We start from the raw sequence: 22,284 nt of genomic DNA, 5'->3' as shown, positions 1-22,284 counted from the left end.
GCGCGCGTGGATCTCATACTCACGCTGGTCAGCGGTGTCGCCTGGACGCTCGTGTACGTGGAGGCGATCCGCGTCGGGCTGCGGGACCGGACGTACGCGATGCCCGTCGCCGCGCTCGCGCTCAACTTCGCCTGGGAGACCGTCTACGCGGCCCGCGACATCGCGGTCGGGCTCTCCGCCCAAGGCGTGGTCAACGTGGTGTGGGCGGTGGCCGACGTGGTGATCGTCTACACCTACCTGCGCTTCGGCCGGGCCGAGCTGCCGGACTTCGTGACCCGCCCGCTCTTCGCCACCTGGTCGGTCCTGGTGTTCGGTACGGGATTCGCCGTGCAGTGGCTGTTCCTGGCGCACTTCGGGGCGCACGACGCGAGCCGGTACTCGGCCTTCCTGCAGAACCTGCTGATGTCCGGCCTCTTCATCGCCCTCTACGTCTCCCGGCAGGGGCCGCTCGGCCAGTCGCCGACCATCGCCGTCGCCAAATGGCTGGGGACGCTCGCCCCGACCGTGCTGTTCGGGGTGCTGGAGGACGCGCCGTTCATCCTCGGACTCGGGATCCTGTGCTGCGTCTTCGACCTCGCCTACATCGGACTGCTGCTGCGGCCGCGCCCGACCCGCGTCAGAAGCCTGCCGGCCCCATCACGATGACCGGCTTCGCGGCCGGATCGAGGGTCTCCAGGACCTTCTTCATGGCCGCCTTCGGGATGCCCACGCAGCCCTGCGAGGGACCGTCGTGGTCCACGTGCAGCCAGATGTTGCCGCCCTTGTCCTCGCCGTCCGGCATGACCGGGTCCAGCGGGGACCGGCCCGGCCTGCGGTTGAAGTCGATGGCGACGACGTAGTCGAAGGAGCCCTCCAGGGACTCCCCGTTCACCCCGAGGCCGGTGGCGACGAAGCCGTTGTCCTCGTCGTACGGGAGCCGGGTCCCGGGCGGCTTCGGCAGCAGGCCGCCCGCGTCGGTCAGCGCGTAGACCCCCATCGGCGAGGTCAGGTCTCCGTATGTGCGTTCGACGGACCAGCCGTTGGCCCCGTTGCGGGCCGGCCAGCTCTCGGCCTTGACCCAGTCGGCTCCGGCCGCGGGGCGCGTGTAGAAGGTGACCGTGGACTCCGAGGAGTCCATCGCCCGGCCGGTGACCAGGATCAGCTGACGGGACTCTGCCGGGATCCGGGCCCGGGTCGGCTCGCTGACGCCGACCAGGCCCTGCGGGGCGGCGACCGGCGCGGCCGAGGCCGGCGGGGCGGCCGGCGGGCCGGGGTGCGGGACGGCCTGCTGCGCGGCCCGCCGCTCGTCGCGCGCGACGTGACCCTCCTTCTGCGGACGGGCGTCCGCGCGGGCCTGCGGCCGGGGACCTGCGGCCTTGTCCGGCTCCTGGGCCACACAGACCCAGCCGACCGTGAGGGTCGCCAGGCCGAGCACGGCGGCAAGAGCCACCCGGGGGGACCTACGGACCGCGCGCGGCTTTCCGGACGGACGGGAGCTGGCTCGGACGTGCTTGCTCATTCCTCCGACCGTACATCAGCGGGCCCTCGCAGCCCGGGTGGCTACGACGTGCGCGCCTCGTCGGTCCGCGGGAAGCGGACCCGGACCGTCAGCCCGCCCTCCGGCGCCGGATCGGCCCGCACCACCAGCTCCGCCCCGTGCGCCCGGGCGATCGAGGCCACGATCGACAGCCCCAACCCGGCGCCCTCACCCGCGGTGTGCAGCCGTTCGGCGCGCCTACGGAAGGGCTCCAGCAGCCCCGGCACGTCCGCCGGATCGATCACCGGCCCGGTGTTCGACACCGTCAGTTCCCCTTCGGCGGAGGTGGACACGCTGATCCGGCCGTCGGGGCGGTTGTGCCGCACCGCGTTGACCAGCAGATTCCGCAGCAGGTGCCCGAGCAGGGTCCGGTCCCCCGGCACGGTCAGCGGCGCGAGGATCCGTACGACGGTCAGCCCCGGCGCCGGACAGGCCGCCAGCTCGGCCGCCGCGAGCTCCGCCAGGTCGACCGGGCCGGTGGACTCCAGCCCCTGCTCCGAGACGGCGAGCAGCAGCAGGGACTCGATGAGGTGCTCGCTGGAGTCGGCGACGCCGATCAGCTTGGCGCGGATCCGGGCCACCTTCTCCGGCGACGGATCCCCCGCCAGGCCGATCTCGGCCGCCGCCCGCTGGACCGCCAGCGGGGTGCGCAGTTCGTGCGCCGCGTTCGCCGCGAACCGCCGTTGCGCGGAGACCAGCTGCTCCATCCGGCCCAGCATCGCGTCGAAGGTGTCGGCCAGCTGCTTGAGCTCGCCGGGCGGCGCGTCGAGGGAGATCCGCTCGTCCAGGTTCTCCCCGGACAGCCGGCGCGCCGTCTCGGTGATCACGCCGACGGGCCGCAGCACCCGGCCGGCCATCCACCAGGCGAGCCAGATCGACAGCACGGCGAAGACGGCCAGCGCGAGGAGGGAGTACATGAGCAGCCGGTGCCGGGTGGCGTCGGTGACGGCGTCGGAGAGGTTCTGCGTGTACGCGTAGCGCTCCAGCTGCTCGAAGGTGGGGGTCTGCCCCGGAGGCAGTTTCCGCGCCGGCTCGCACGGGCACCCCGGGGTGATCCTCTCGCCGGGGACGACCCCGGGCGAAGGGACCGCGTACGCCGGGGAGACGGTACGGACGGCTCCGTTGACGCTCGCGTAGAGGCCCTGGCCGACGAGGAGGTAGACCAGCGCCACCAGGCCGCCGCCCGCCAGGAGCAGCAAGGAGCCGTACAGGGCGGTGAGGCGGCCACGCTCGGTGCGCAGCAGCCGCCACGGGCGGCGGCCCTTCACCGGGCCACGATCCGGTAGCCCGCGCCCGGCACGGTCTCGATCAGCGGCGGCTCGCCCAGCTTGGCGCGGAGCTTGCTGAGGGTGACGCGGACGGCGTTGGTGGAGTAGCTGGTGTCCCGCTCCCACACCTGCTCGATCAGGTCGTCGTTGCCGACGACGGCCCCCTCGGCGCGCAGCAGCGCCTCCAGCACCGCGAACTCCTTGCGGGACAGCGCGAGCCGGTGCCCGTCGCGGGTGGCGCTGCGCCGGGCGGTGTCGACGGCGACCCCGGCGCGCTCCAGTACGGGCGGCAGGGCGGGGCGGGCCCGCCGGCCCAGGGCCAGGACGCGGGCGAGCAGCTCGTCGTAGGCGAAGGGCTTGGTGAGGTAGTCGTCGGCGCCGAGACCGAGGCCTTCGACCCGGTCCCGTACGGTCCCGGAGGCGGTCAGCATCAGGACGCGGGTCAGCAGCCGCTCGCGCACCACCTGCCGGCACACCTCGTCGCCGTGCAGGCCGGGCAGGTCGCGGTCCAGGACGAGGACGTCGTACTCGCTCAACCGAAGGAGCCGCAGGGCCTCCAGGCCGTCGCTCGCCTCGTCGACGGCGAGCGCGTCCCGGCGCAGCCCCTCGGCGATCATCTCCCGGAGGAATTCCTCGTCCTCCACCACCAGTACGCGCATGGCGTCCTCTTTACCGGAGATCGGCATTTCGTCGTCGTAAGCAAGGTGGGAGAGGGAAGCGAAAGGCCCTTCCACCGCAGGCTCGGGCCCATGAAGCGATCCCTGATCATGACCACGGCCGCGGTCGTCACCGGGCTGACCCTGTTCGCCACCGCCTGCGCGAACGACGGATCGGCGGGGAAGCAGGACTCCTCGGCAGGCGCCGGCGGCGACTCCGGAACGGTGGCCGACAACGCGGTGAAGATGCGCCAGTGCCTGCGCGAGAACGGAATAGACGTGCCCGACCCCGAGCCCGGCCAGGACCCGCGCGGGATGACGATCGGCGGGGACGCCGACCCGCAGAAGATGCAGGAGGCCATGAAGAAGTGCGGGATGAGCACGGGCACCGGCGCCGGTAAGGAGCCCACGCAGGAGGACAAGGACAAGGAGCTGGAGTGGATCCGGTGCATGCGCGAGAACGGCGTCGCCCTGAAGGACCCTGAGTACCAGGAGGGCGGCATGAAGAGCGCCACCGAGATCCCCAAGGGTCAGGAGAAGGCCTTCGAGGAGGCCCAGAAGAAGTGCGACACCGGCCGATGAGGAAACGGGCCAAGTGGCTGCTGGCCTCGCTGGCCGCCGTACTGACCGTCTCGGGCGGCGGCTGGGCCGTCATGGACCGGCCGCAGCGGGACGCGGACGAGCGGGAGCGGCACGCGGCCGGCGGACTGCCGCCGGCCACCGCGCCGGTCCAGCGGGGCGACCTCAGCTCCGGTCTCCAGGTGGAGGGCACCCTCGGCTACGCGCGGGAGCGCAAGCTGAACGCGGCCGGGCCCGGCGTGCTGACGTGGACGGCGGGCGAGGGCTCGGCGGTGGAGCGGGACGGGAAGTTGTACGAGGTCAACGGCCGGGCGGTGCGGCTCATGTACGGGTCCACGCCGATGTACCGGCCGCTGAAGGCCGGCGACAAGGGCGAGGACGTCGAGCAGCTCAAGCGCAACCTCCAGGCCCTCGGGTACGGGACCGGGCTCGACCCGCAGGACGGCACCTTCACGGCGGGTACGGCCACGGCGGTCAAGCGGTGGCAGAAGGCGCACAAGGTCGCGGAGACGGGCGAGGTCGGCAAGGAGGACATCGCCTTCGCCTCGGGTCCGCAGCGGGTGCGCGCGGGTGACGCGGCGGTCGGTGACGAGCTGGCGCCGGGAAAGCCGGTGCTGACGGTGACGGGCACCGAGCGGATCGTCCGCTTCCGACTGGACGCGGTGAAGGCGGGCGCAGCCAAGGCGGGCGACCCGGTGACCGTACGGCTGCCGGGCGGCGGCAGCGCCACCGCGAAGATCGACTCGGTGGGCGGGGCGGCGCCGCCCGACGACAAGAACGGCGGCGCCGGCCCGGGCGGTGGGGGTGGCGGTGGTGGCGGCGACAAGAAGGCCCAGGTCGAGGTGGTGGTCACCTTCGACAAGCCGGCCGAGGTGAACGCCCCGGACCAGTCCCCGGTGACCGTCGGCCTGACCGGGGAGACCCGCAAGGGCGTGCTCTCCGTACCGGTCAACGCGCTGCTCGCGCTCGCGAGCGGCGGCTTCGGCGTGCAGGTCGTCCAGGACGGCCGGGCCCGGGAGGTCCCGGTCGAGCTCGGCATGTTCGGCAACGGCCGGGTCGAGGTGACCGGCGCCGCCCTCACGGAGGGCATGCAGGTGGGGATCCCGAAACTGTGACGGCCACGAGGAGGACCCATGTGACGACGGATCCGACGTGGGATCCGACGACGGACCCTATGACCGATGCGACGACCGATGCGACGGCCGATGCGAAGGCGGATCCGACGTCTGATGCGACGGCGCCCGCGCACCCGGTCGTGGAGCTGATCGGGGTCACCAAGGAGTACCCGGGCGGGGTCGCGGCCCTGCGCGGGGTCGACCTGACCGTCACCGCCGGCGAACTCCTCGCCATCGTCGGCCCGTCGGGCTCCGGCAAGTCCACCCTGCTGCACATCGTCGGCACCCTGGACCGCCCGACGGCGGGCCGCGTACGGATCGCCGGCCACGACATCGCGGCCCTCCGGGACCGCGCCCTGTCGGCCCTGCGCTCCCGGCACGTCGGCTTCGTCTTCCAGTCCTTCCACCTGGTGCCGGGCATCAGCGCCCGGGCGAACGTCGCCGAGGGCCTGCTCTACAGCGGTCTCCCGCGGGCCGAACGGCTACGCCGGGCCGCCCAGGCCCTGGACCGGGTGGGCCTCGGAGACCGGATGGACCACCGGCCGCACGAGCTGTCCGGCGGGCAGAAGCAGCGCGTGGCGATCGCCCGGGCGGTGGCGGGTTCGCCGGACCTGCTGCTGGCCGACGAGCCGACGGGCGCGCTGGACACGGCGTCCGGGGAATCGGTGATGGAGCTGCTGCGCGAGCTCAACCAGGACGGCGCCACCATCGCGGTGATCACCCACGACCAGGAGATCGCGGCGAGCCTGCCGCGGCAGGTGCGGATCCGCGACGGGGAGATCGTCGCCGACCTGCGGGACCACGCGGGGGTGACGTCATGAGCCGCGCGAGGCCTCGTCAGGGGGCGCGCGCCGCCCGTACGGGGGCACGCGCCCGGCGGTTGAAGCCGCCGAAGCTGTCCCCGCGGGACGTCCTGCACGTCGGTTCGGCGGGCCTGCGCTCCCGCCCCATGCGGGTGTTCCTGTCCGCGCTCGGTATCGCCATCGGCATCGCGACGATGATCGCGGTCGTCGGGATCTCCTCCTCCAGCCAGGCCAAGCTGCTGCGGGAGCTCGACAAGCTCGGCACGGACATGCTGGTCGTGAAGCCGGGCGAGGGGATGTTCACCGGGCAGGACACGAAGCTGCCCAAGGACGCCCCGGGCATGATCTCCCGGATCGCCGGGGTCGAGTCGGTGGGCACCACCGGTGACGTGCCCGAGTCCGTGCGCCGGTCGGAGAACATCCCCAAGGGCGAGACCGGCGGGATCGTGCTCAAGGCCGCCAAGGACGACCTGCTGGGCACGCTGCGCGCGCGGATGGCGAGCGGCACCTGGCTCAACGCGGCCACCGGACGCTACCCCTCGGTGGTGCTCGGGGACGTCTCCGCGCGCCGGCTCGGCATCACCGAACCGGGTCAGCAGGTCTTCATCGGCGGCCGCTACTTCACGGTGACCGGCATCCTGGAACCGGTCCCGCTGGCTCCGGAGATCGAGCGCTCGGCGCTGATCGGGTGGGACGCTGCCGAGCAACTGCTGGGCTTCGGCGGGCATCCGACGGCCGTGTACGAGCGGTCGGCGGACGACCGGGTGGCGGCGGTCCGCGCGCTCATCCCGCGCACGGCCAACCCGCAGACCCCGAGCGCGGTACAGGTCACCGACCCGTCGGCGGCGCTGAAGGCGAAGGCGGCCACGGAGGGTGCGTTCAGCACGCTGCTGCTGGGGCTGGGCGGGATCGCGCTGCTGGTGGGCGGGGTCGGCGTCGCCAACACCATGATCATCTCGGTGTTGGAGCGGCGTCACGAGATCGGCCTGCGGCGGTCCTTGGGCGGCACGAAGGGCCAGATCCGGATCCAGTTCGTGACGGAGTCCCTGCTGCTGTCCGGGCTCGGCGGCCTGGCGGGCATCGCCCTGGGCGGCGCGGCCACGGCGGTCTACGCCCGGGCCGGCGACCTGCCCTGGGTGGTCCCGCTCTGGGCGGTGACCGGCGGCTTCGCCGCCACGCTGGCGATCGGCACCCTGGCCGGGCTCTACCCGGCGGTGCGCGCGGCCCGGCTGTCGCCGACGCTGGCGCTGGCTGCGGCGTAGCGGATCGGGGGCGGTCGGTTCCGGGGGGGCGGGGCGGGGCGGGCAAAAGGCGGCAAAAGGCCAGGTGCAAGCCCATCCCCCGGAACCGATCACCGGCGTACATTGAATCGATGATGCGAACTCCACGTCACGCAGCGCGTGTTGTCATCCTGTCCCCCACCGGGTCCGTGTTCCTCTTCCGGGAGAACAACGTGGAGGTGGGCATCCACTGGTTGCCGCCCGGCGGCGGCATCGATCCCGGCGAGAGTCCCGAGGACTGTGTGCGGCGCGAGCTGCGCGAGGAGACCGGGTGGACCGACCTGGAGCCCGAACGGCTGCTCTGCACCTGGGAGCACGACTTCACGCACCAGGGGATCCCGGTCCGCCAACACGAGCACATCTTCGTCACCAGGGGCCCGCACCGCGAGCCGGTCCTGGAGGCCCCGGACATCCACTGGCAGTGGCTCTCCCCGCAGCGCCTGGCCACCCTGGGCGAACCCCTGTGGCCCCCGCGCCTGCCGGACCTCCTGGCGAACGCCGCCGCGGAACCGGTCCACCTGGGCCTGCTGGCCTGAGGGCGCACGGCGACCGGCAAAGCCCTCGGAGAGGTTCCGGCGCGCCCGCGCCACTTCGTCCGGCGGACTCACAGGGCGGGCCCGGGCGCACTATCATGTAGGGCGCCGACCGGAAGAGGAAGTCTGATGACCACCGCCCCGGGGCCCGCCCACGGTGTCCCCCCGATGCCAGAGCGCAGCATTCCCGCGCTGCGGGCGGCGATCGCCGCCCACGCTCCGCGGCTCCTGTACGACTTCGAAGCCAACTGGCGCACGAGAGTCGCCGACACCTACGACATCGGGGCGGCGCCCGCGTTCCTGGCGCGCTGGTGGGGCGAGTACGCGCTCGCCAGGGATCCCCACCTCGACCACCATGTGCGTGATCTGGAGCAGCGGGCGGCCGAGTGCGCGGACCCCGACAAGGCCAGGGACCTGCTGGAAGAAGCGTCGCGCATCCACCATCGGGTAGCCGCGCTCGGGCCCGGCGAGTGAGCGCTGAGTTCACCGGCCCCCCGTGGGCCACGGACTGGACCAAGCACGCCGCCGAGTACCGGGACACCCTGCACGCGGACGTGCGGGATCTGATCATCGACGCGGTCACGGAACTGAAGACGTCACGACATCCCTACCGCGACGACCATCTTGACACCACGAAGGTGAGCATCGAGCCGGCCCGCTCGACCGACCCCCGTGGCGCCCACATCCTCTACTTCGACCGAGGCCACGGCTGGCTGCGCTACACCTTCGTCCACCGCACGGCCGAGCCGCAGATCGTCATCGAGCGCATCTTCTGGCAGTAGTCCCGGCTGATCCTGGAGAGGCGGTCCGGCCCGACCGGATGTCTGACCGGGCATCCCCTCGCACACAGGCCGACCCGGGGAACCAGGTCGTCAACCCGTCTGAGACCGACGCGAACGCCGGCACCGACACCGACTCAGGCCGCCGGGGTCTTCGTGGTGGCCTTGGCGTAGAGCGAGGCCGCGTACTCGCCCAGGACGGTGCTGGTCGACACGTCGTCCGTGTCCCCGCCCGTGAGGATGCCGATGATCTTCCCGTCGTCCGCGATCCACGCGCTGCCGCTGGTGCCGCCCGGGAAGTCGGCGCAGTCGAAGCGCTGTTGCGTCGCGCTCTCGCGGACGGCGACCGAGGTGCAGGTACGGGGAATCCCCCGATCGGCGGGGTATCCGGTGACGGTGACCTTTTCGCCCGCGCGGCCGCTGGTGTCGAGGACTGCGGCGCCGGTCACGTCCTCGATGGTGCGGCCCTTGGTGTCCGGGGCGAGACGGGCGAAGGCGAGGTCGTAGTCGTCGTCCGTACCCTCGGCCCAGCGGTCGTCCTCGAAGACCTCCTCGATCTTCCATGTGCCGTACGGAGCCACGCCGTTCGCGTACGCGGGCGCGAAGACGGCGCTTCCGTCGCGCTGGTCCCCTTCGAGCAGGCAGTGCCCGGCGGTGATGATCATGTTCCGGCCGGGGCTGCTCACCACGGTGGCGGTGCAGAAGTGATCACTGTCCAGGCCGTTGGTGAACAGGGCTCCGGTGAAGGCGGCGGGCCCACCGGGCGGCGGGGTGACAGCCGGCGGCAGGGTGGCACCGGGAGCCGCGGACAGCTGGGGCTTCGCCACTTGCGATCGCGATGCCGGGCCCGTCGGGGACGCGCTCGGCGCGGCCTTCGCCCGTACCGGAGGAACTGCCTCCGGTGGCGGCGCGAGCTTGGCCACCGCGGCGGAAGCCCCTAGGGCCGCCACCGCGCACAGCACCGCCGTCACGACGGTCCGCTTGTCCACCGGCATGATCATCCTCCCGCTTTGCCCTGGCGAAGCATGCCCCGGCGGCAGGGTCGGGTGCAAGGCCGAGGACGGCTCCCGGCCCGCGCCTCACACGGTTTCGGCCCGCAGGTCACACCGGAAACGCAGGCCCGGACGGCCGTCCAGATCCACATCGCCGGTGGTCACGAATCCGGTACGGGCCAACACGGCGCGCGAGCCGGGGTTGTCGAGCGTGGTGAGCGCCCGCAGCTCGGTCAGCCCGTACTCCGCGACCGCGAGCCCGCACGCCTCCCGGACCGCGGCCGTGGCCAGGCCCCGACCCGCCGCCCGCTCGGCGATCCGGTATCCGAGTTCGGCCGAACCGTCGGTCACGTCCACGAGGTTGACCCGCCCCACCACCTCGCCGTCGTCAGCCACCAGGACGTGGAAGAGGCAGAGCCCGGTGGCCTGCTCGGCCATCAGCGCGGCGTGCCGCTCGTCGAAGTCTGCGAAGTAGCGATCGCCCCGGTCCGGAACCGATGCGGCGAAGTAGGCCCGGTTCTCGCGCTCGAACGCGAGCAGAGCCGGTGCGTGGTCGAAGCGCAGCAACTGGAGTCGGGGCACGCCCCGATGCTATGTCCTGTCGTCCCGTCAGGCCTGAGTGCGGCGGTGCGCTTCCCGGCCCCCCGGAGCCGGCCCGACCTCGCCCTTGGTCCGCCGTATAGGTCGTCTGCCCGATCCCCGGCCCCCGCCTTAGAACACAGGCTGAGCGGGTGATCGATCGAGGCATGGGGAAGGTCCTGCGGGACCGCAACGCGCGGCTCTACCTGTCGGGGGTGGTGGTCTCCGGTTTCGGGACGACCGCGATGTGGCTGGTGGCCGGGGTCTGGGTGAAGTCACTGACCGGGTCGGACGCCCTCGCGGCACTGACCGTGTTCACCATGTGGGCGCCGGTCCTGGCCGGCCCCGCCCTGGGGGCGCTCGCCGACCGGCTGCCCCGGCGGCCGCTGCTGGTCGCCCTCGGCCTCGGGATGGCCGCGCTGCTGCCCCTGCTGCTCCTGGTCGACTCGGCGGACCGGGTGTGGCTGCTGTTCGCGGTGCTGCTCGTGTACGGGACGTGCGGCGCCGTGCACGGGGCGGCGGAGGCGGCCCTGGTTCCGCAGGCCGTCGGCCGGCGGCTCCTGGGGGACTTCAACGGGCTGCGGCTGACGGCCGACGAGAGCATGAAGCTCCTGGCGCCGCTGGTGGGCGCGGCCCTGTTCGCCCGGTCCGGCGGGGCTTCGGTTGCGCTGCTCGACGCGGTGACCTTCGCCCTGGCGGCGGGGATCTTCGCCCTGCTGCGGGTGCGCGAGGAGCCTCCGGAGCGGGAGCGGATACGGGACGACGCGGGCGCCTTCGCGCGGATGGCGGTGGGCGGGGTGCACCTGCGGCGGGTGCCGGTGGTGCGCACCCTGGTGGCGGCCGGCGCCGCCGTGATGTTCCTGGCCGGACTGAACGGCGCGATGATCTACGCGGTCGCCGGGGACGTGCTGGGGCACGCGCCCACCCACGTGGGAGTGCTGTACGCGGTGCAGGGCGCGGGCTCGGTCCTGAGCGGACTCGCGGCGGGCCCGCTGCTGCGGCGGATGCCGGAGACGGTGTTCGCGGCGGCCGGAGTGGCGCTGTTCGCCCTGGGCGCCGGGGCCCGCGCGCTGCCGTACGACGCGGTGGCCCTGGTGGGCAGCGCGGCCATCGGCGCCGGGCTGCCGTGCGTGCTGATCGCCGCGCTGACGGCGGTGCAGCGCGAGGTCCCGAACGACGTGCTGGGCCGTGCCGCAGCCACGGCGAACACCCTGATCTTCGTACCGAATGCGGTGGCCCTGGCGCTGGGGGCGGCGCTGGTGGCCTTCGTCGACGTACGGGTGGTGCTGCCGGTGCTGACGGCGGCGGGACTGGCCACGGCGCTGCTGCTGGTGGCGGGGCCGCGGGACGGGCCGCGGGCCGGGGGCCGGTCCTGGCGCGGGGGGTCGCGGCGTGGGCCGCGAGCCCGGCGCGGGGGGTCGCGGCGCGGGGGGTCGTAGGACGTGGCCGATGGAGGGGGCCGGCCACGCCCTACGGTCAGGACCGCGGGCTCACGCCCCCGGCCCCGCCCACAGGCCGTCGGCCGTGAGTCCGAGCAGGTCGATCGCGTTGCCGCGCACGATGCGGTCCACCACGTCCGGCGCCAGGTGGCCCATCTGACTCTCGCCGACCTCGCGGGACTTGGGCCAGGTGGAGTCGGAGTGGGGGTAGTCCGTCTCGTAGAGGACGTTGGCGACGCCGATCGAGTCGAGGTTCTTCAGGCCGAAGGCATCGTCGAAGAAGCAGCCGAAGACGTGCTCGGCGAACAGCTCCGACGGCGGGCGCAGCACCTTGTCCGCGACCCCGCCCCAGCCCCGGTTCTCCTCCCAGACGACGTTCGCGCGCTCCAGGATGTACGGGATCCAGCCGATCTGGCCCTCCGCGTACATGATCTTCAGGTTGGGGAAGCGCTCGAACTTGCCGCTCATCAGCCAGTCGACCATCGAGAAGCAGCAGTTGGCGAAGGTGATGGTGGAGCCGACCGCCGGCGGCGCGTCGGCGGAGGTGGACGGCATGCGCGAGGAGGAGCCGATGTGCATGGCGATGACCGTGCCGGTCTCGTCGCACGCCTCCAGGAAGGGGTCCCAGTCGTCCGTGTGGATGGAGGGGAGGCCCAGGTGCGGGGGTATCTCGGAGAACGCCACCGCGCGCACCCCGCGGGCGGCGTTGCGGCGGACCTCGGCGGCGGCCAGGCGGGCGTCCCAGAGCGGGACCAGGGTGAGGGGGATGAGGCGGCCTCGGGCGTCCGGGCCGCACCACTCCTCCACCATCCAGTCGTTGTAGGCCCGTACGCCGAGGAGTCCCAGCTCACGGTCCTTGGCCTCGGTGAAGGTCTGGCCGCAGAAGCGGGGGAAGGTCGGGAAGCAGAGGGCCGACTGGACGTGGTTGACGTCCATGTCCGCGAGCCGCTCGGGAACCGAGAAGGACCCGGGGCGCATCTGCTCGTAGGTGATGACTTCCAGTTTGATCTCGTCGCGGTCGTACCCGACCGCCGTGTCGAGGCGGGTGAGCGGGCGGTGCAGGTCCTCGTACACCCACCAGTCGCCGATGGGGCCGTCGTCGCCCTCGGCCCCCATCACGGGGGCGAACTTGCCGCCGAGGAAAGTCATTTCCTTCAAGGGGGCGCGGACGATGCGGGGGCCGATGTCGCGGTACCTGGACGGGAGCCTGTCCCGCCAGACGTGCGGGGGCTCCACCGTGTGGTCGTCCACCGAGATGATCTTCGGGAAGGTCTCCATGACCTATACGGTAGCGCTGATCTGACGAACCGTCAGCTAGTTGGCCGGTGATCGGTCAGGTACGGGCTGACGTGTACGCGCGATACAGGGCAGACTGACCCTTACACCGACGGAAGGCAGGGGGACGACAGATGGACGGCGTACCGGCCATCCCGAGCCCGCGGAAACATCCCGAGGCCCGTACGGCTGCCGTCGTACCCGAAGTCGACCCGGGAACGGCCCCCGCACGCGCGACCCGCGCACCCGCGACCGGCGTCCCGACCGACTCCACCGCGAGCACCACCACAGGCACCACCGCGAGCGCCACCGCAGGCACCACCGCGAGCACCACCACCGGTCCCGCCGCGAGCGCCACCACCGGTCCCGCCGCGAGCGCCACCGGGAACACCGCCTCCGCCACCACCGGGGCCCCCACCGGCGCCCCCACCGGACCCAACGAGTCCCGGTTCGCCGTCCTCGGGCCCGTCCGCGCCTGGCGCGGCGCCGAGGTCCTGCCCTCCGGCACCCCCCAGCAGCGCGCCCTGCTCGCCGTACTGCTGCTCCGCGACGGCCGCACCGCCACCGCGCCCGAACTCATCGACGCCATCTGGGGCGAGGACCCGCCGCAGCAGGCCCTCGCCACCATCCGTACGTACGCCTCCCGTCTGCGCAAGGTCGTCGCCCCCGGCCTCCTCGTCACCGACTCCGGCGGCTACGCCATCCGGCTGCGCTCCGCCGCCACCCTCGACCTCGGCGTCGCCCGTAGCCTCGCCGCCGACGCCGAGGCGGCCCGGGCCGCCGGCGACCGCTCCCTCGCCCGGACGCTCCTGACCCGCGCCCTCGACCTCTGGGAGGGCGAGCCCCTCGCCGGCGTCCCCGGCCCGCACGCGGAGACCGAGCGCATCCGGCTCGCCGAATGGCGCCTCCAGCTGATGGAGACCCGCCTCGACCTCGACCTGGAGGTCGGCCAGCACGCCGAGGCCGTCTCCGAGCTCACCGCCCTCACCGCCGCCCACCCGCTGCGCGAACGCCTGCGCGAGCTGCTGATGCTCGCCCTCTACCGCAGCGGCCGGCAGGCCGAGGCCCTCGCCGTCTACGCCGACACCCGCCGGCTCCTCGCCGACGAACTCGGCGTCGACCCGCGCCCCGAACTGGCCGCGCTCCAGCAGCGCATCCTGAACGCCGACGCCGATCTCGCCCGCGCGGAGGACCCGGCCCCGGCCGCCGCGACCGTTCATGTGAGGCCTGCCCAATTGCCTGCGACCGTCCCCGACTTCACCGGCCGCGCCAGCTTCGTCGACGAGCTCGGCGCCATCCTGTCCGGCGGCGCCCTGGATCAGGTGATGGCCGTCTCCGCGCTCGCCGGCATCGGTGGCGTCGGCAAGACCACCCTCGCCGTGCACGTGGCCCACGCCGCCCGTCCGCACTTCCCCGACGGCCAGCTCTACGTCGACCTCCAGGGCACCGAGGCCCGCCCCGCCGAACCGGAGGCCGTCCTCGGCTCGTTCCTGCGCGCCCTCGGCACCCCCGACACGGCCATCCCCGACTCCCCCGCCGACCGGGCCGCGCTCTACCGCTCCATCCTCGACGGCCGCCGTGTCCTGGTCCTCCTCGACAACGCCCGCGACGCCGCCCAGGTCCGTCCGCTGCTGCCCGGCACCGCCGGCTGCGCCGCCCTCGTCACCAGCCGGGTCCGCATGGCGGGCCTCGCCGGGGCCCATCTCGTCGACCTCGACGTGATGAGTCCCGAGGAGGCCCTGCAGCTCTTCACCCGCATCGTCGGTGAGGAGCGCGTGCGCGCCGAACGCCAGGCAGCCCTCAACGTGGTCGGCGCCTGCGGCTTCCTGCCGCTCGCCATCCGCATCGCCGCCTCCCGGCTCGCCGCCCGCCGCACCTGGACCGTCTCCGTCCTGGCCGCCAAGCTCGCCGACGAGCGCCGCCGCCTCGACGAACTCCAGGCCGGCGACCTCGCCGTCAAGGCCACCTTCGAGCTCGGCTACGGCCAGCTGGAGCCCGCCCAGCAGCGCGCCTTCCGTCTCCTCGGCCTCGCCGACGGCCCCGACATCTCGCTCTCGGCCGCAGCCGCCGTGCTCGACCTGCCCGAGTACGACACCGAGGACCTCCTCGAGGCCTTAGTCGACTGTTCCCTGCTCGAATCCGCCGCTCCCGGCCGCTACCGCTTCCACGACCTCGTACGCCTCTACGCGCGTGCCTGCGCCGAGCGTGACGAACAGCCGCCGAGCGGATGCGAGGCGGCCCTGGACCGGCTGCTGGACTTCTACCTGGCCACCGCCTCCGGGGTCTACGCCCTGGAACGCCCCGGCGACCGACTGCCCGCGCACCTGTCCGACACCCACTATCCCGGGCTGGTCTTCGCCGAACCGCGGGCCGCCCTGGACTGGCTGTACGCCGAGGCCGACCCGCTGCTGGCGTGCGTCCGGCAGGCCGCCGTACGCGGCGGCGAGTCGCTGGTCCTGCGCCGGGCCGTGGACCTGCTGTGGGCGGCGAAGGACCTCGCCGAGTCCGGGGCCAACTCCCGGCAGTACGAGTCGGCGGCCGTGGCCCTGCGCGACGCGGGCCAGGCCGCGAAGGACCCGTACGCCGAGGGCCGCGCACGCACCACCCTCACCAACGTCCATCTGGTCGCGGGCCGCTTCGCCGAGGCCGACGACGAGGCCGCGCGGGCCACCGTGCTCGCGCGCGAGGCCGGCGACCCGCTGCCCATGTGCTGGGCGCCCAACGACCGCGGGATCATCGCCCTCTACGAGGGCCGGCACGCGGACGGCGAGCGCTACCTGCTGCAGGCCATCGAGTGCTTCCGCGCCGACGGCAACAACGTCGGCGAGGCCAGCGCCCTGTGCAACCTCTCCCGCATCCACGTGGAACTGGGTCGCCTGCCCAGCGCCATAGACCTGGCCCAGCAGGGCATCGCCATCTACGACCGGATGGGCCTGAGTCTGCGCCTGGCCAACGGCCGCTACGCGCTCGGCATCGCCCTCACCCAGGCCGGCCGGCTCGGCGAGGCCCTGGCGCAGCTGGCCGAGGCGCTGTCGCTGTTCCACGAGAACCGCCAGCCGCTGTGGGAGGGCGTGACGCACTTCCGGCTCGCCGAGGCCCACCTGGCGGCGCGCCGGCCCACCCTGGCCGCCTCGCACGCCGAGCAGGCCATCGCGCTGCGCGGGATCGGCGGGGAGTGGCGCCGGGCGACGGTCCTGACGGTGCTCGGCAAGGCGCTGCGGCGGCTGGGTCAGCGGGACCGCGCGCGGGCGTGCTGGCGGGACGCGGAGACCGTGTTCACGCAGCTGCGATCGGCCGAACTGGGCGAAGTTCAGGCCTTGTTGGCTTCGGAGATCGCCGCCTGAGCTGCGGGGATTCCGGTTGAACGCGGCGTTCATCGTTCGTTTATCGCCGTCCGACAGGATAAGTACATCGACCCGGCGCCTCGGGGGAGCATCCGGGCCGGTTGGAGGACTACCCGTTCGGCGGTCATCGGGGGAATCGCCGAACGGGCCCAGCCCCACCCATACATCAGGAGAATCGATGACGACGAACGAGAACCTCAAGCCGCTCGACAACCACGCTTCGGGCGTCGAGATCGAGACCCTGGACAACCACGCCTCGGGCATCGAGATCAAGCCGCTGGAGAAGGAGCCGGCTCCGGCCGCGCCCGCCCCGGCCGTGCCCACCACGGACGAGGAGATCCGGACGCTGGACAACCACGCGTCCGGTCCGCGCCCGTAGCACCGACACGACGTACGGGGGACTCCACGGGGGAGTACGGGGGAAGTACGGGGGAACGGCGGTCGCGGTGGCCCGGAGGGGGAGCCACCGCGGCCGCCGTACACGTATGTGCGCGTCCCCGCGGCATAGGCTGGGGAGCGTGTTCTCCTCCCACGGGCCGAGCGTCCGCGAACTGGCAGTGCAGGGCCTCTCCTCGGTGGAGCGGGGCTACGACCTCCTCGCGCCGAAGTTCGACCACACCCCCTTCCGCACCCCGGACCGGATGCTCGACGCCGTCGAGGAGACCCTCGCCCAGCACGAGGGCACCTTCGGCGCCGGCCTGGACGTCTGCTGCGGCACGGGCGCGGGGATCGGCATGCTGAGCCGGCTGTGCCGGGGCCGGATCACCGGGGTGGACCTCAGCGCGGGCATGCTGGCGGAGGCGGAGCGCCGGTACGGCGCGGACGCCGAGCGCGTGGATTTCGTACGGGCCGACGCGCGGGCCCTGCCGGCCGCCCTCGCGGACACCTACGACCTGGCGGTCAGCTTCGGCGCCTTCGGCCACTTCCTCCCGAAGGAACGGCCCGCGCTGTTCTCCGGCATCCACGCGACGCTGCGCCGGGGCGGCGTCTTCGCCTTCCCGATCGGGGCCCCGCTGCCGCTCGGCTCCCCGGTGTGGTGGGCGACGACGGGCTTCGACGCGGCGATGCGGGTGCGCAACGCGATGTGGCGGCCGCCGTTCGTCATGTACTACCGGACCTTCCCCCTGGGCCCGGTCCGCGCGGACCTCCGGGCTGCCGGCTTCACGGTCGAGACGGTCCCCCTCCCCCACTTCGGCCGCCGCCCGGACGGCACCCCGAACTGGCGCCTGCTCCTGGCCCGCCGCCTCTAGCGGGCCCGTGCCGCCGTATCCCGGTGTGCGGGGCCACCGCCCAGTAGGCTGAACCAGCGCACCCCTGGAGGACACCATGGCAGCCGAGCTCCCCGAATGGATGCTCCCGCCCCGCCCGAGCGGTTGGGAAGCGGACGACCTCGACCACTGGCCCCAGGCCCCCCGGCACACCGAGCTCATCGACGGAGCGCTGATCTTCATGATGTCGCCGCAGCGGTCATGGCACTCCCGGCTCGTGGAGAACCTGACCTTCGCCCTGCGACAGGCAACACCTGACGGCATCGAGATCGAACGGGAGATGACGATCCGGCTCGACCGGAAGAGTCGCCCGGAACCGGACATCTTGGCTGCGTCCGTCCCCTACGATCCGGACCGCACCCGCTACCTCCCTGACGAAGTGGTTCTGGTGATCGAGGTGGTGTCCGAGGAATCGGCCGACCGTGACCGTTCCATCAAGCCCTTCAAGTACGCCCAGGCCGAGATCCCCCACTTCTGGCGGGTCGAGGACGAGGAGGGTGAGCCCGTCGTGCACGTCTACGAGCTGGACACGGTCACCCGGACGTATGTCCCGACCGGGATCCATCGTGAGCGGCTCAAGGTGGCGGTCCCGTTCCCCGCGGACATCGACCTGGGCGGCCTCGTCCCCTGATCCGGGTCAGCCGGTGCGCAGGGCGCGTTTGAGGATCTTGCCGCTCGCGTTGCGGGGAAGTTCCGTCACGAACTCCACCGCCCGCGGCACCTTGTAGTTGGCCATCTCGCGGCGGGACCAGGCGATCAGGTCGTCCGCGGTGAGGGTGGAGCCGGGGCGGCGGACCGCGTAGGCCTTGCCGACCTCGCCGAGGCGCGGGTCCGGGATGCCGATGACCGCGACGTCCGCGATGTCCGGGTGGAGGCCGAGGAGTTGCTCGATCTCGGCGGGGTAGGCGTTGAACCCGCCGACGATGAACATGTCCTTGATCCGGTCGGTGATGCGCAGGTTGCCGTCCTCGTCCAGGTATCCGACGTCGCCGGTGTGCAGCCGGCCCTCGGGGGTGATCGCGCGGGCGGTCTCCTCGGGGTCCTCGAAGTAGCCCTGCATGACGTGGTAGCCGCGGACCACGATCTCGCCCGCCTGCCCGGTGGGCCGTGGCCGCCCGTCCGCGTCCACGATCACCACCTCGGTGTCCGGGATGGCCCGGCCCGAGGTGGCGGAGACGGTCTCCGCGGGGTCGTCGCGGCGGCACATGGTGACGATGCCGCCGGCCTCGGAGAGCCCGTACGCGGTGAGGACGACGCCGATGCGCAGCTCGCCGCGCAGCCGTTCGACGAGCCGCAGCGGGACCACGGCCGCGCCGGTGACGACCAGGCGCAGGGCCGAGAGGTCGTGGTGGTCGCGCTGGGGGTGGTCGAGGAGCGACTGGTGGAGGGTGGGCGGCCCGGGGAGTACGGAGATCCGCTCGGCGGCGACGTTCGCGAGGACGGTGTCCACGTTGAAGACGGACTGCGGGACCATCGTGGCCCCGCGCATCAGGCAGGCGATGATCCCCGCCTTGTAGCCGAAGGTGTGGAAGAAGGGGTTCACGATCAGGTAGCGGTCGCCCTCGCGCAGTCCGGCGAGCTCGCACCACACGTCGTAGCAGCGCAGGGACTGGGCGTGGGTGATGACCGCGCCCTTGGGGCTGCCGGTGGTACCGGAGGTGAAGATGATGTCGGAGGGGGACTCGGGGCGGATGGCCTCGGCGCGCTCGCGGACCGCCGCGGCCGGTACGCCGTCCCCGCCCGCCAGGAAGTCCTTCCAGGTACGGAAGGAGTCGGGGGCGTCGTCGGCGAGGACGACGACCTGTTCCAGGTGCGGGAGTCCGGGCAGCGGGCCGCCGCCGGGCCCCTCGGCCGCGGCGCGGCGCAAGGAGGCGACGTAGGAGGTGCCGAGGAAGGTGCCGGTGACGAAGAGCAGCCGGGCCCGGCTGCGCTCCAGGACGTACGCGGCCTCGGTGCCCTTGAAGCGGGTGTTGAGGGGGACGAGCACCGCGCCGGCCGAGACGGCGCCGAGGGCGGAGACGATCCACTCCAGGGTGTTGGGGGCCCAGACGGCGACCCGGTCGCCGGGCTCGATCCCGGCGGCGAGGCAGGCGGCGGCGGCCCGCTCGACGCGTTCGCCGAGCTGCGTGTAACTGATCCGGGTGCGCCCGTCGACGACGGCCTCGCGGTCGGCGTACCGTGCCGCTGCCGCCCGCACGAGCCGCGCGATGCTGCCCCAGCGCAGATCCCCGCGCGGGTCCTCGCGCGACTCCTCGCGTACGCCCTCGCGCACGTCCGCGCGTACGTCCTCGTGCCGGTCGTCGCGCCCGTCGTCGCCCATTGCGTGCCACCTTCCCGCAGACCCAGTAGCTGACTATCCGTCAGATTAGCTGTAGCCTTCGCGGCTGTCAGTACTGGCGCACCCCGGAGGTGGCGATGGCGGCAACGCTCAAGGACGCGACGGCGATAGTCGGCATCGGGCAGACCGCCTTTGCCAAACGACTGCCGCAGTCCGAGAAGGAACTGGCCTGCCGGGCCATCCTGGCGGCCCTCGCCGACGCCGGCATCGAGCCCTCTGAGGTGGACGCCTTCTCCTCCTACACCATGGAGGAGACCGACGAGGTCGAGGTGGCCAAGGCGATCGGCGCCGGCGACGTCACCTTCTTCTCCAAGATCGGGTACGGCGGCGGCGGTTCCTGCGCCACCGTCGGTCACCTCGCCTCCGCCGTCGCCACCGGCCAGGCCACCGTCGGCGTCGCCTGGCGCTCCCGCAAACGCGGCTCCGGCCCCCGCCCCTGGAAGAACACCGCCGTCCAGCTACCCACCCCCGGCCAGTGGACCAGGCCCTTCGGCCTGCTGCGGCCCGCCGACGAGATCGGGATGCTCGCCCGCCGTTACATGCACGAGTACGGCGCCACCCGCGACCACCTCTTCAACGTCGCCATGGCCTGCCGCAACCGGGCCAACGCCAACCCGGCCGCGATGATGTACGAGCGCCCGCTGACCCGCGAGATGTACATGACCTCCCGCATGATCAGCGACCCGCTCTGCCTCTTCGACAACTGCCTGGAGACCGACGGGGCGCTGGCCTGCGTGATCGTCTCCGCCGAGCGCGCCCGCGACTGCCGGCAGAAACCCGTCTACGTCCACTCCGTCGCCCAGGGCCTGCCCGCCCAGCACCACGGCATGGTCAACTACTGGAACGACGACCCGCTGTCCGGCCCCGCGTGGACCGCCGCCCGACACCTGTGGAAGCAGGCCGACTTCGGACCCCAGGACGTGGACGTCGCCCAGATCTACGACGCCTTCACCCCGCTGATCCCGCTCTCCCTGGAGGGCTACGGCTTCTGCGGACGCGGCGAGGGCGCCGCCTTCACCGAGGGCGGAGCCCTGGAGATGGGCGGCCGGCTCCCCATCAACACCGGGGGCGGCGGCCTGTCCGAGGCGTACGTGCACGGCTTCAACCTGATCAACGAGGGCGTCAAGCAGCTGCGCGGCATCTCCACCGCCCAGGTGCCGGACGCCTCGACCTGCCTGGTGACGGCGGGCGAGGGAGTCCCGACGTCCGCGATCCTGCTGAGGAGCTGACCCGGTGACCACCACGCCCACCACTCCCGCCACGCCCACCACTCCCGCCACCGCGGACGAGCTGCTGCTCCCGGTCCCCGACGAGGACGGCGCCCCCTTCTGGGAGTACGCCGCCCGGGGCGAGCTCCGCGTCCAGGCCTGCGCCGCCTGCGGCCGGCTGCGCTTCCCGCCCCGCCCCTGCTGCCCGCACTGCCGGTCCTTCGACAGCGAGTGGCGCCGCATGAGCGGCCGCGGCCGCATCTGGTCCTACGTACGGCCGCACCCGCCGCTGCTGCCCGCCTACGCCGCGCAGGCCCCGTACAACGTGATCCTCGTGGAACTCGCCGACGCCCCGCACATCCGGCTCGCCGGAAACCTGGTGACCTCGGCCGACGCCCCGCTCGACTCGGTGGACCCGGCCCGGCTGCGGATCGGCGCCCGGGTGCACGTGGCCTTCACCGAGACGGGCGGCATGGCCGTGCCCCGCTGGATCCTGGAGAAGTCATGACCGTGCGGGTGGACCGCGACAAGGCGACCGGGGTCGCCGTCGTCACCCTGGACCGGGTCCACCGGCACAACGCGATCGATCTGGAGACCGCCGCCGAACTGAGCTCGGTGTGGCGGGAGTTCCGGTATGCCGAGGAGGTGCGGGCGGTCGTGTTGACCGGCGCCGGAGCGGCCGCCTTCTGCACCGGCATCGACCGCGGCGTCGACGTGCCGCAGCCCGCCTCCCCCTACTCGGCCGACGACCCGCTGATCGCCATCGGCCCCAAGGCGGGCGACCTGTGGAAGCCGGTGGTCGCCGCCGTCAACGGCATGGCCTGCGGCGGGGCCTTCTACCTGCTGGGCGAGGCGGAGTTCCTGATCGCCTCCGAGACCGCCTCCTTCTTCGACCCGCACACCACCTACGGCATGGTCAGCGCCTACGAGGCCGTGTACATGGCACAGCGGATGCCCTTCGGGGAGGCGGCCCGGATGTCCCTGATGGGCACGGCCGAACGGCTCTCGGCGCACCGGGCCCATCAGATCGGACTGGTCTCGGAGCTGACCGCGCCCGAGGAGCTGCTGCCGGCGGCCCTCCGGGCGGCCGAGACCCTGGCCGGCTTCCCGACCCAGGCCGTGCAGGGCACCGTACGGGCCCTGTGGTCGGCGAAACAGGCCGCGCTCCAGCAGGCCCTCGCCCAGGCCCCGGCGCTGATCGCGCTGGGGAACCTGGCCCCGGAGCGACAGGCGGAGCTGTTCGGCTCCCGCCGGCCGGGTACGGAGTTCAGGCTGCGCTGACGCGCGGCGGCCGCCTGGGGGCCCTGGGGCC

General features: G+C 72.9%; 23 protein-coding genes. 16 read left to right on the top strand and 7 right to left on the bottom strand.

Annotated elements, in window-relative coordinates:
• Nucleotides 1–6: 6 nt before the first annotated feature.
• On the top strand, nucleotides 7–645 hold the full coding sequence (locus tag BCL76_RS16150) for a transmembrane-type terpene cyclase (RefSeq protein ID WP_109780175.1): 639 nt from the start codon (nucleotides 7–9) through the stop codon (nucleotides 643–645).
• Here BCL76_RS16150 and BCL76_RS16145 read toward each other — a convergent pair.
• From BCL76_RS16145 to BCL76_RS16135, 3 genes are read right to left on the bottom strand one after another with little or no spacing between them, the layout of a single operon-like run.
• Nucleotides 617–1,498, bottom strand: a complete 882-nt coding sequence (locus BCL76_RS16145; RefSeq protein WP_181382572.1) for a L,D-transpeptidase family protein — start codon at nucleotides 1,496–1,498, stop codon at nucleotides 617–619. The genes BCL76_RS16150 and BCL76_RS16145 overlap by 29 nt on opposite strands.
• Before the next feature lie 41 nt (nucleotides 1,499–1,539).
• Complete coding sequence (locus BCL76_RS16140; protein WP_258309723.1) at nucleotides 1,540–2,784, bottom strand: ATP-binding protein; 1,245 nt, start codon at nucleotides 2,782–2,784, stop codon at nucleotides 1,540–1,542.
• Nucleotides 2,781–3,443 carry a response regulator transcription factor gene (locus BCL76_RS16135; protein ID WP_109780174.1) on the bottom strand — a complete coding sequence of 221 codons (663 nt, stop codon included), beginning with the start codon at nucleotides 3,441–3,443 and terminating at the stop codon, nucleotides 2,781–2,783. Before BCL76_RS16135 ends, BCL76_RS16140 begins: the two co-directional genes overlap by 4 nt.
• A 90-nt stretch (nucleotides 3,444–3,533) precedes the next feature.
• Between BCL76_RS16135 and BCL76_RS16130 the strand changes: the two genes are divergently transcribed.
• From BCL76_RS16130 to BCL76_RS16100, 7 genes are all read left to right on the top strand, one after another.
• Nucleotides 3,534–4,022, top strand: a complete 489-nt coding sequence (locus BCL76_RS16130) for a hypothetical protein (protein WP_109780173.1) — start codon at nucleotides 3,534–3,536, stop codon at nucleotides 4,020–4,022.
• On the top strand, nucleotides 4,019–5,134 hold the full coding sequence (locus tag BCL76_RS16125; RefSeq protein WP_109780172.1) for a peptidoglycan-binding protein: 1,116 nt from the start codon (nucleotides 4,019–4,021) through the stop codon (nucleotides 5,132–5,134). Before BCL76_RS16130 ends, BCL76_RS16125 begins: the two co-directional genes overlap by 4 nt.
• A 59-nt stretch (nucleotides 5,135–5,193) precedes the next feature.
• The gene (locus BCL76_RS16120) at nucleotides 5,194–5,955 is read left to right on the top strand and encodes an ABC transporter ATP-binding protein (RefSeq protein ID WP_109780171.1); all 762 of its coding nucleotides are present in this window, start codon (nucleotides 5,194–5,196) and stop codon (nucleotides 5,953–5,955) included.
• Nucleotides 5,952–7,199, top strand: a complete 1,248-nt coding sequence (locus tag BCL76_RS16115; protein ID WP_109780170.1) for an ABC transporter permease — start codon at nucleotides 5,952–5,954, stop codon at nucleotides 7,197–7,199. Before BCL76_RS16120 ends, BCL76_RS16115 begins: the two co-directional genes overlap by 4 nt.
• A 110-nt stretch (nucleotides 7,200–7,309) precedes the next feature.
• Nucleotides 7,310–7,753, top strand: coding sequence for an NUDIX hydrolase (locus BCL76_RS40330; protein WP_234314235.1), 444 nt, complete (start codon nucleotides 7,310–7,312; stop codon nucleotides 7,751–7,753).
• A gap of 165 nt (nucleotides 7,754–7,918) precedes the next feature.
• Nucleotides 7,919–8,224 (top strand): hypothetical protein, encoded by a 306-nt coding sequence (locus tag BCL76_RS16105; RefSeq protein ID WP_258309722.1) that lies wholly within the window; start codon nucleotides 7,919–7,921, stop codon nucleotides 8,222–8,224.
• The gene (locus BCL76_RS16100; protein ID WP_109780168.1) at nucleotides 8,221–8,532 is read left to right on the top strand and encodes a hypothetical protein; all 312 of its coding nucleotides are present in this window, start codon (nucleotides 8,221–8,223) and stop codon (nucleotides 8,530–8,532) included. The genes BCL76_RS16105 and BCL76_RS16100 overlap by 4 nt, the downstream gene beginning before the upstream one ends.
• 134 nt (nucleotides 8,533–8,666) lie before the next feature.
• Here BCL76_RS16100 and BCL76_RS16095 read toward each other — a convergent pair whose 3' ends face one another.
• Nucleotides 8,667–9,524: a trypsin-like serine peptidase gene (locus BCL76_RS16095; protein ID WP_109780323.1), complete on the bottom strand. Its 858-nt coding sequence runs from the start codon at nucleotides 9,522–9,524 to the stop codon at nucleotides 8,667–8,669.
• A gap of 84 nt (nucleotides 9,525–9,608) precedes the next feature.
• Nucleotides 9,609–10,103, bottom strand: a complete 495-nt coding sequence (locus BCL76_RS16090) for a GNAT family N-acetyltransferase (RefSeq protein ID WP_109780167.1) — start codon at nucleotides 10,101–10,103, stop codon at nucleotides 9,609–9,611.
• Nucleotides 10,104–10,267: 164 nt separating this feature from the next.
• Here BCL76_RS16090 and BCL76_RS16085 point away from each other — a divergent pair, with 164 nt between their 5' ends.
• Nucleotides 10,268–11,539: an MFS transporter gene (locus BCL76_RS16085; protein ID WP_109780166.1), complete on the top strand. Its 1,272-nt coding sequence runs from the start codon at nucleotides 10,268–10,270 to the stop codon at nucleotides 11,537–11,539.
• A 51-nt stretch (nucleotides 11,540–11,590) separates the two neighbouring features.
• On the opposite strand, the gene BCL76_RS16080 is transcribed toward BCL76_RS16085, so the two are convergent.
• Nucleotides 11,591–12,817, bottom strand: a complete 1,227-nt coding sequence (locus tag BCL76_RS16080; RefSeq protein WP_109780165.1) for an amidohydrolase family protein — start codon at nucleotides 12,815–12,817, stop codon at nucleotides 11,591–11,593.
• Nucleotides 12,818–12,948: 131 nt separating this feature from the next.
• Here BCL76_RS16080 and BCL76_RS16075 point away from each other — a divergent pair, with 131 nt between their 5' ends.
• The 4 genes from BCL76_RS16075 to BCL76_RS16060 all read left to right on the top strand — a co-directional run bounded on the left by BCL76_RS16075 (nucleotide 12,949) and on the right by BCL76_RS16060 (nucleotide 18,057).
• Entirely contained in the window at nucleotides 12,949–16,158 is a 3,210-nt protein-coding gene (locus tag BCL76_RS16075) for an AfsR/SARP family transcriptional regulator (protein ID WP_258309721.1), read from the top strand.
• 178 nt (nucleotides 16,159–16,336) lie between these two features.
• The gene (locus tag BCL76_RS16070) at nucleotides 16,337–16,537 is read left to right on the top strand and encodes a hypothetical protein (protein WP_109780164.1); all 201 of its coding nucleotides are present in this window, start codon (nucleotides 16,337–16,339) and stop codon (nucleotides 16,535–16,537) included.
• Between the two features lie 139 nt (nucleotides 16,538–16,676).
• Complete coding sequence (locus BCL76_RS16065; protein ID WP_109780163.1) at nucleotides 16,677–17,408, top strand: class I SAM-dependent methyltransferase; 732 nt, start codon at nucleotides 16,677–16,679, stop codon at nucleotides 17,406–17,408.
• A gap of 76 nt (nucleotides 17,409–17,484) precedes the next feature.
• Nucleotides 17,485–18,057 carry a Uma2 family endonuclease gene (locus BCL76_RS16060; RefSeq protein ID WP_109780162.1) on the top strand — a complete coding sequence of 191 codons (573 nt, stop codon included), beginning with the start codon at nucleotides 17,485–17,487 and terminating at the stop codon, nucleotides 18,055–18,057.
• Between the two features lie 6 nt (nucleotides 18,058–18,063).
• Here the strand turns inward: BCL76_RS16060 and BCL76_RS16055 are convergent, their stop codons facing one another.
• Entirely contained in the window at nucleotides 18,064–19,746 is a 1,683-nt protein-coding gene (locus BCL76_RS16055; RefSeq protein ID WP_109780161.1) for a FadD3 family acyl-CoA ligase, read from the bottom strand.
• 95 nt (nucleotides 19,747–19,841) lie between these two features.
• Here BCL76_RS16055 and BCL76_RS16050 point away from each other — a divergent pair, with 95 nt between their 5' ends.
• The 3 genes from BCL76_RS16050 to BCL76_RS16040 are packed head-to-tail and all read left to right on the top strand — an operon-like array spanning nucleotide 19,842 to nucleotide 22,253.
• Entirely contained in the window at nucleotides 19,842–20,993 is a 1,152-nt protein-coding gene (locus tag BCL76_RS16050) for a lipid-transfer protein (RefSeq protein WP_109780160.1), read from the top strand.
• Between the two features lie 4 nt (nucleotides 20,994–20,997).
• Nucleotides 20,998–21,480, top strand: a complete 483-nt coding sequence (locus tag BCL76_RS16045; protein WP_375137923.1) for a Zn-ribbon domain-containing OB-fold protein — start codon at nucleotides 20,998–21,000, stop codon at nucleotides 21,478–21,480.
• The gene (locus BCL76_RS16040) at nucleotides 21,477–22,253 is read left to right on the top strand and encodes an enoyl-CoA hydratase/isomerase family protein (RefSeq protein WP_109780159.1); all 777 of its coding nucleotides are present in this window, start codon (nucleotides 21,477–21,479) and stop codon (nucleotides 22,251–22,253) included. The genes BCL76_RS16045 and BCL76_RS16040 overlap by 4 nt, the downstream gene beginning before the upstream one ends.
• Nucleotides 22,254–22,284 lie beyond the last annotated feature (31 nt).

Origin of the sequence: Streptomyces sp. CG 926 (assembly GCF_003148825.1) — a bacterium.
Classification (GTDB): Bacteria; Actinomycetota; Actinomycetes; order Streptomycetales; family Streptomycetaceae; genus Streptomyces.
This window is presented reverse-complemented; position numbering and strand designations above follow the sequence as displayed.

What these genes read in the sequence shown, in the direction of transcription:
- BCL76_RS16145 (WP_181382572.1), bottom strand. Translation starts at nt 1,498, where the DNA reads ATGAGCAAGCACGTCCGAGCCAGCTCCCGTCCGTCCGGAAAGCCGCGC.
- BCL76_RS16135 (WP_109780174.1), bottom strand. Translation starts at nt 3,443, where the DNA reads ATGCGCGTACTGGTGGTGGAGGACGAGGAATTCCTCCGGGAGATGATC.
- BCL76_RS16130 (WP_109780173.1), top strand. Translation starts at nt 3,534, where the DNA reads ATGAAGCGATCCCTGATCATGACCACGGCCGCGGTCGTCACCGGGCTG.
- BCL76_RS16125 (WP_109780172.1), top strand. Translation starts at nt 4,019, where the DNA reads ATGAGGAAACGGGCCAAGTGGCTGCTGGCCTCGCTGGCCGCCGTACTG.
- BCL76_RS16120 (WP_109780171.1), top strand. Translation starts at nt 5,194, where the DNA reads ATGACCGATGCGACGACCGATGCGACGGCCGATGCGAAGGCGGATCCG.
- BCL76_RS16115 (WP_109780170.1), top strand. Translation starts at nt 5,952, where the DNA reads ATGAGCCGCGCGAGGCCTCGTCAGGGGGCGCGCGCCGCCCGTACGGGG.
- BCL76_RS40330 (WP_234314235.1), top strand. Translation starts at nt 7,310, where the DNA reads ATGATGCGAACTCCACGTCACGCAGCGCGTGTTGTCATCCTGTCCCCC.
- BCL76_RS16105 (WP_258309722.1), top strand. Translation starts at nt 7,919, where the DNA reads ATGCCAGAGCGCAGCATTCCCGCGCTGCGGGCGGCGATCGCCGCCCAC.
- BCL76_RS16095 (WP_109780323.1), bottom strand. Translation starts at nt 9,524, where the DNA reads ATGCCGGTGGACAAGCGGACCGTCGTGACGGCGGTGCTGTGCGCGGTG.
- BCL76_RS16085 (WP_109780166.1), top strand. Translation starts at nt 10,268, where the DNA reads ATGGGGAAGGTCCTGCGGGACCGCAACGCGCGGCTCTACCTGTCGGGG.
- BCL76_RS16080 (WP_109780165.1), bottom strand. Translation starts at nt 12,817, where the DNA reads ATGGAGACCTTCCCGAAGATCATCTCGGTGGACGACCACACGGTGGAG.
- BCL76_RS16075 (WP_258309721.1), top strand. Translation starts at nt 12,949, where the DNA reads ATGGACGGCGTACCGGCCATCCCGAGCCCGCGGAAACATCCCGAGGCC.
- BCL76_RS16070 (WP_109780164.1), top strand. Translation starts at nt 16,337, where the DNA reads ATGACGACGAACGAGAACCTCAAGCCGCTCGACAACCACGCTTCGGGC.
- BCL76_RS16060 (WP_109780162.1), top strand. Translation starts at nt 17,485, where the DNA reads ATGGCAGCCGAGCTCCCCGAATGGATGCTCCCGCCCCGCCCGAGCGGT.
- BCL76_RS16055 (WP_109780161.1), bottom strand. Translation starts at nt 19,746, where the DNA reads ATGGGCGACGACGGGCGCGACGACCGGCACGAGGACGTACGCGCGGAC.
- BCL76_RS16050 (WP_109780160.1), top strand. Translation starts at nt 19,842, where the DNA reads ATGGCGGCAACGCTCAAGGACGCGACGGCGATAGTCGGCATCGGGCAG.
- BCL76_RS16040 (WP_109780159.1), top strand. Translation starts at nt 21,477, where the DNA reads ATGACCGTGCGGGTGGACCGCGACAAGGCGACCGGGGTCGCCGTCGTC.